Annotated in this window: 6 protein-coding genes; all 6 read left to right on the top strand. The window is 38.0% G+C overall.

Features of this window, described 5'->3' with window-relative positions; genetic code table 11:
- The first annotated feature begins 39 nt into the window (after positions 1-39).
- The 6 genes from M0G43_RS05575 (at position 40) to M0G43_RS05550 (ending at position 6,612) form a co-directional block, all read left to right on the top strand.
- Entirely contained in the window at positions 40-1,659 is a 1,620-nt protein-coding gene (locus M0G43_RS05575) for a gliding motility-associated C-terminal domain-containing protein (protein ID WP_317231447.1), read from the top strand.
- A gap of 12 nt (positions 1,660-1,671) precedes the next feature.
- The gene (locus M0G43_RS05570; RefSeq protein ID WP_248024239.1) at positions 1,672-2,607 is read left to right on the top strand and encodes a type IX secretion system membrane protein PorP/SprF; all 936 of its coding nucleotides are present in this window, start codon (positions 1,672-1,674) and stop codon (positions 2,605-2,607) included.
- An 11-nt stretch (positions 2,608-2,618) separates the two neighbouring features.
- Positions 2,619-4,571: an OmpA family protein gene (locus M0G43_RS05565; RefSeq protein ID WP_248024236.1), complete on the top strand. Its 1,953-nt coding sequence runs from the start codon at positions 2,619-2,621 to the stop codon at positions 4,569-4,571.
- Positions 4,572-4,694: 123 nt separating this feature from the next.
- Positions 4,695-5,234 carry an isopentenyl-diphosphate Delta-isomerase gene (idi, locus tag M0G43_RS05560; protein WP_248024233.1) on the top strand — a complete coding sequence of 180 codons (540 nt, stop codon included), beginning with the start codon at positions 4,695-4,697 and terminating at the stop codon, positions 5,232-5,234.
- Positions 5,218-5,628 carry a 6-pyruvoyl trahydropterin synthase family protein gene (locus M0G43_RS05555; RefSeq protein WP_248024231.1) on the top strand — a complete coding sequence of 137 codons (411 nt, stop codon included), beginning with the start codon at positions 5,218-5,220 and terminating at the stop codon, positions 5,626-5,628. The genes idi and M0G43_RS05555 overlap by 17 nt, the downstream gene beginning before the upstream one ends.
- Positions 5,629-5,634: 6 nt before the next feature.
- Positions 5,635-6,612, top strand: coding sequence for a type I phosphomannose isomerase catalytic subunit (locus tag M0G43_RS05550; protein ID WP_248024229.1), 978 nt, complete (start codon positions 5,635-5,637; stop codon positions 6,610-6,612).
- Positions 6,613-6,642 lie beyond the last annotated feature (30 nt).

Raw genomic sequence — 6,642 nt, 5'->3', positions numbered from 1 at the left:
GACTATACCATTACGCAAACGGACATCGATGCGGGCCAGGTGAGCAACCAGGCCACGGTGACCGGAACCAGTACGGGCGGAGTCGATGTGAGCGACCTTTCGGACGACAACAGCATTACCGAAGACGATACGACCGTTACCACGCTATGCCAATCGGCCGCGATAGCACTGATCAAGACAGGCGTGTTCAACGATGGTGACGGCGACAGCTGTAGTGATGTCGGAGAGACAATTACCTACACGTTCACCGTGACCAACGAGGGGAACGCCTCGATCACCAATGTTGTTCTGGACGATCCGATGCTTGGGGGCACGATTGCCCTGTCATCAGGCGACACGGATTCTGACGGCGAGCTTGATGTTGACGAGATTTGGATCTACACTTCGGACTATACCATCACACAAACGGACATCGATGCAGGCCAGGTGAGCAACCAGGCAACGGTGACCGGAACCAGCACGGGAGGTGTGGATGTGAGCGACCTTTCGGACGACAACAGCATTACCGAAGACGATACGACCGTTACCACGCTCTGCCAATCGGCCGCGATAGCACTGATCAAGACAGGCGTGTTCAACGATGGTGACGGCGACAGCTGTAGTGATGTCGGAGAGACAATTACCTACACGTTCACCGTGACCAACGAGGGGAACGCCTCGATCACCAATGTTGTTCTGGACGATCCGATGCTTGGGGGCACGATTGCCCTGTCATCAGGCGACACGGATTCTGACGGCGAGCTTGATGTTGACGAGATTTGGATCTACACTTCGGACTATACCATCACGCAAGTGGACATTGATTTGGGAGTAGTAATGAATCAGGCAACAGTAATTGGTGTTAGCAATGGTACAAATGTTAGTGATCTATCAGACGATAATAGCATTCTTGAAAATGATATAACAGAAGTCACCCTATGTATTCCAAATATAGTAGCTTCAATCTCACTTGAAAAAGTGGGTGTGTTTAATGATACTAATGGTGATGGATCAGCCCAAGCTGGAGAAACAATAAGTTATTCTTTCACCTTATATAACACAGGAGATTCGACGCTATTTAATATCGTTCTAGAGGATGAGTTGCCAAATATAATGATGAGTGGAAATATGATATCTCAACTCCTGTCTGGTGAAACGGACAATTCTACCTATACCGCAACATACGTGATTACTGATCTCGATATAATTAATGGGTTTGTCACAAATCAGGCAACAGTCATCGCTATGGATAGTAATGGTGAAAGAGTTACAGATGATTCGGATGATCCATTTAATTTTGATAACATAGATAACAACAATGATGGAGAACCGGATGACCCTACTGTCACAATCTTACCGGAAATATTAGCTGAAGAATTTGAAATCTTCAATGCTGTTTCTCCAGATGGTGATGGTCAGAATGATTTCTTTAGAATTGTTGGCATTGAAAACTATCCTAACAATAACCTCAAAATTTTCAATCGTTGGGGCGTGTTACTCTACGAAATGGATGGTTATGGAATCAATGGAAAAGTGTTTAGAGGTGTCTCTGAAGGAAGGGTAACGGTCAGCAAAAATGAAGAACTACCAACAGGATCTTATTTCTACGTTCTAAAAAGATTTGTGAGTGGTGGAGAAACACTGACCAATGAAGGATACTTATACATTAAAAGAAACTAAATCTCGAATCTCATGAAACATTATATCTTAATAATACTGACTTTATGCGTTACAAGTTTGGGTTTCTCTCAACAAGATGCCCAATACACGCAATACATGTATAACACGCAGAGTGTAAACCCAGCTTACATTACTTCTCTAGAGCATGCAAGTTTAGGATTGCTTTATCGAACCCAATGGGTTGGTTTTGATGGCGCGCCAAAGACTGGAACTTTCACTGCGAGCACTCCTTTAGGAGAGCTTAAAAGAATGGGACTTGGACTTTCAATAGTAAGCGATAAAATAGGACCTTCTACTGAAACTAATTTTGTGGTAGACTATTCTTATGCGTTGGTACTTTCTGATGCTTCAAGACTTTCTTTTGGATTAAAAGGAGGGCTTGATATTTTGGACGTGGATTATACCAAGCTTAACATTTATGATGAATTGGATCCTCAATTTATCAATAATGTTGACAAAAAGTTTCAGCCTCAAATAGGTGCTGGTGTCTATTTTAATACTAACAAGTTTTATGTTGGATTGTCGGTTCCTAATTTTTTGAATTCCAAACATTATAATTCTGAAAATATAGATGACGTTAACCAAAATGCACTTGCAGTTGAAAGACTTCATTACTTCTTAATTGCTGGTTACGTATTTGATATTAGTGAAAATGTAAAATTTAAACCTGCCACGATGTTTAAGGCAGTAAGTGGATCTCCGTTGCAAGCAGATGTTTCGGCAAACTTTATGTTCAATGAGAAGTTCATACTTGGTGGAGCTTACAGATGGGATGCTGCAGTCAGCGCTATGGCTGGCTTTCAAATTTCAGATCAATTTTTCATCGGGATGGGCTATGACTTCCAAACAACCGATATTGAAAAATACAGCGATGGTTCTTACGAAATATTCCTGCGATTTGACATTTTCAACAAAACAGAGCGTATCCTAACTCCTAGATTTTTCTAAACTTACAGATTATGAAAACATTTAAAACTATTATATGTCTTATGTTCTTTGGTTTCAGTCTTGTTTCAGTTTCTCAAGTTGGGAAATTGGAAAAAGCAAATCTGAAATACGATAAATATGACTACATCGATGCCAGACAGATTTATCTAAAAGTTGTAGAAAATGGCTATAAGTCTTCAGAAATTTACAGAAAATTAGGTGATACCTATTATTTCAATAGTGAATATTCTGGTGCTGCAAAATGGTATTATAATCTGATTAAAGAATTTCCAGATGATGCCACGACAACTGATTATTTTAGAGCTGCTCAATGTTTAAAAAGTATCAATCAACTTGAAGAATCGAAGAAGTTGATGGATGTTTACAAATCAAAAGGTGGTAAAGCCATAGCTCTATCATTTTATAAAAATGTTGCTGATACCTTGTTCAAAAAAGGTGTTCAAGATAAACTTTTTGAGATTGAGAAAGTTGCAATCAATACAGAGTTTTCAGACTTTGGACCCACATTTTATGGTGATAGCTTAATAGTGTTTACATCAAGTGATAGCTCTCTTAATACATTTGATAATAATTCTGTTGACCTTTCCGGCTGGGACAATCAGCCCTTTTTAGATTTATATCAGGCAAAACTCGATGGGAAACTAACCTTGACCAATTCTGAAGCGTTAAAAGGTGATATCAATTCCCCTTATCACGAATCGACAGCCGTTTTTACAAAAGATGGAAAAACAATGTATTTCACACGAAATAATTATTTGGATGGTAAGAAAAAACGAGATAAAGAACACGTTGTAAGATTAAAGATTTACAGTGCTAAAAAAACGGGAGATACTTGGGGTGAAGTAAAAGAATTGCCTTTTAATAACGACAGTTATTCGGTAGGTCATCCAGCTTTAAGTCCTAATGAAGATAGACTTTATTTCGCATCAGATATGCCAGGTTCAATAGGTATGTCAGATATATGGTATGTTAAGATTCTTGGAGATGATATTTTCAGCAATCCTGTTAATATGGGTGAACCAATGAATACTATTGCTAGAGAAACCTTTCCCTTTGTGAGTGCTGAAAACAATTTGTATTTCTCGAGCGAAGGGCACGCTGGTATGGGTGGACTTGACATTTTTGTCACAAAATTGACTGATGAAGGTCACGAAGAGATTGCTACATTCGGAGAACCGATCAATAGCGCTAAAGACGATTTCAGTTTCATTATTAAAGAAGATAGAATAGGATACTTTGCTTCTAATAGGGATGGTGATAAAGGCAGCGTCAGTGATGATATTTATCAAATTTGGGAGCGCTGCGAAATCACAATTGAGGGACCTGTTTTAGACGAAGCAACAAAAGAGATTATTCCAAATGCGGAAGTAGTGTTGTTGGATATTAATTATAATGAATTGAATCGCGTTGTTACTGGTGCTGATGCTATTTTCTCATTTGTGTTGGAATGCAACAAACAATATATTATTCGCGCTCAAAAAGAAGGTTACAATCCGAAGGAAGAAATTGTGGAAACGCCTAAAGATTCAAAGTCTATGAAGATGCCCATTATGTTGAAAATTCCAATGTCCTTAAAACCGTCAGACCCTTGTCCTCCAGAAGATTTAGGATGCCGTTTAACACTTCAGCCCATCTACTTTGATTTTGATAAATCTGACATCCGTCCTGATGCCGAAATTGAGTTGGCAAAAATTTTGACTGCATTGAATGAATATCCTCAATTAAAAATTCACATTGAGTCGCATACAGATTCAAGAGGAAAGGATGCTTATAATCTTAAATTATCTGAACGAAGGGCACAGTCAACATTGCAATGGTTATACTCAAAAGGTGTAGCCAAGAATAGACTCTCTGCCAAAGGTTATGGTGAAACACAATTGATAAATCAGTGCTCTAATGGGGAAGAATGCACTGAAGAAGAACATCAACTTAATAGAAGATCGATGTTCATCATCCGGGAGTAAATTGATTAATAGCCCAGTTTACTTTCCTAAATACCTTGCCTGTTATTCAGGCAGGGTATTTTCTTTTTAAAAAAATCTTAACAGCAATCTGAAAAACACGTGTATTTTGTAATTTTGTCTTCTATGAAAGAAGAAAAAGTGATTCTTGTCAACGAAAATGATGAGCAAATTGGCACTATGAAAAAGCTGGAGGCGCACGAAAAAGCCTTATTGCATCGAGCATTTTCGGTTTTTGTTTTCAATGACAAAAATGAGTTGATGCTTCAGCAAAGAGCTGCTCACAAATATCATTCGCCAAATCTGTGGACAAATACGTGTTGCAGCCATCAACGTGAGGGAGAAAGTAATATTGAGGCAGGAAAGAGAAGGTTGCAAGAGGAGATGGGTTTTACAACCGAGTTGAAGGACACAATATCTTTCGTGTACAAAGCACCTTTTGACAATGGCCTTACCGAACACGAATTTGACCATATTCTGGTCGGGTATTACAATGATGAACCAAATTTGAATCCAGAGGAAGTATCCGCTTGGAAATGGATGGATTTGGAAGCTATCAAACAAGATATTGAAAGAAAGCCTGATGTTTATACAGAATGGTTCAAAATCATTTTTGATAAATATTATCAACATATCAATTTAAAGACTGATGCGAGTAACCGTTAGCCGAAAAGCACATTTTAATGCAGCTCATCGATTATATCGAAAGGATTGGTCTGATGAAAAAAACGATGAGGTTTTTGGCAAATGCAACAATCCAAACTTTCACGGACACAATTATGAACTAATTGTGAGCGTTACTGACGAAATTGATAAGGAAACAGGTTATGTCATTGATATAAAGGTATTGAAAGACATCATCAAAGAAGAAATTGAAGATGCTTTTGATCATAAAAATCTGAACCTTGAAGTGTCTGAATTCAAAAATCTAAATCCAACAGCCGAAAATATTGCTGTTGTTATTTATAATAAAATCAAACCAAGGTTGAAATTTTCTAACCATCTTGAGGTGACTTTATACGAAACACCTCGTAATTTTGTGTCGTATTCCGGGCAATAATCTAAAATGAAAAGCACTCTTTATCCAATCAAATTCAAACCAATCCTGAAAGACAAAATTTGGGGAGGACAAAAACTCAAAACAATTCTTAATAAAGATACCAATTTGCCAAATATTGGTGAAAGTTGGGAAATAAGCGACGTAGAAGGGGATACTTCAATTGTTAAAAATGGTAGTTTAGCTGGACAATCGTTAAAGCATTTGTTGAGTACTTACAAGGCGGACTTTTTGGGCGAGAAGAATTATCAGCAATTTGGAAATAAATTTCCGTTGCTCATAAAATTTATTGATGCAAAAGAAGACTTATCCATTCAATTGCATCCGAATGATGAATTGGCGGCAAAACGCCATAATTCCTTTGGGAAAACAGAAATGTGGTATGTGATGCAGGCCGATGAAAATTCAAATTTGATAGTTGGATTTAATCAAAAAGTCACTCCAGAATTATATTTGGAACATCTCGAAAACAAATCATTGACCAAGATTTTGAATTTTGATGCTGTTACCACTGGAGATACCTATTTTATTGAAGTTGGTCGCGTGCACGCCATTGGAGCAGGAGTGATGCTGGCAGAAATACAGCAAACCAGCGACATTACCTATCGAGTTTACGATTGGGACCGAAAGGATGACAAAGGTAATGAGCGCGAATTGCATAATGATTTGGCGCTGGATGCCATTGGTTTTGATATGCTAAATGATTTTAGAGTTGGCTATGAAAAAAATCAAAATGAATCGAATGAAATGGTCAGTTGTCCTTACTTTACCACAAATTTTCTTCCAGTCACAACTGAAATCAGTAAGATCAATGATCTTGATTCTTTTATCATTTATATGTGCGTAAAAGGTAAACTGACTATTGAGGCGAATGGCATCTCAACAGAATTATCAAAAGGAGAAACTGTTTTGATACCTGCAGCAATCGAAAAGATTGACATTAAGCCTGAAATGGATTCAGAATTACTAGAGGTTTATATAAAATAAAATTCCCGAAACCTGTAGAAGACTCCGGGA

Source organism: Subsaxibacter sp. CAU 1640 (assembly GCF_023156585.1).
GTDB lineage: Bacteria > Bacteroidota > Bacteroidia > Flavobacteriales > Flavobacteriaceae > JBPOFM01.
This window is presented reverse-complemented; position numbering and strand designations above follow the sequence as displayed.

What these genes read in the sequence shown, in the direction of transcription:
- idi (WP_248024233.1), top strand. Translation starts at nt 4,695, where the DNA reads ATGAAAGAAGAAAAAGTGATTCTTGTCAACGAAAATGATGAGCAAATT.
- M0G43_RS05565 (WP_248024236.1), top strand. Translation starts at nt 2,619, where the DNA reads ATGAAAACATTTAAAACTATTATATGTCTTATGTTCTTTGGTTTCAGT.
- M0G43_RS05555 (WP_248024231.1), top strand. Translation starts at nt 5,218, where the DNA reads ATGCGAGTAACCGTTAGCCGAAAAGCACATTTTAATGCAGCTCATCGA.
- M0G43_RS05550 (WP_248024229.1), top strand. Translation starts at nt 5,635, where the DNA reads ATGAAAAGCACTCTTTATCCAATCAAATTCAAACCAATCCTGAAAGAC.
- M0G43_RS05570 (WP_248024239.1), top strand. Translation starts at nt 1,672, where the DNA reads ATGAAACATTATATCTTAATAATACTGACTTTATGCGTTACAAGTTTG.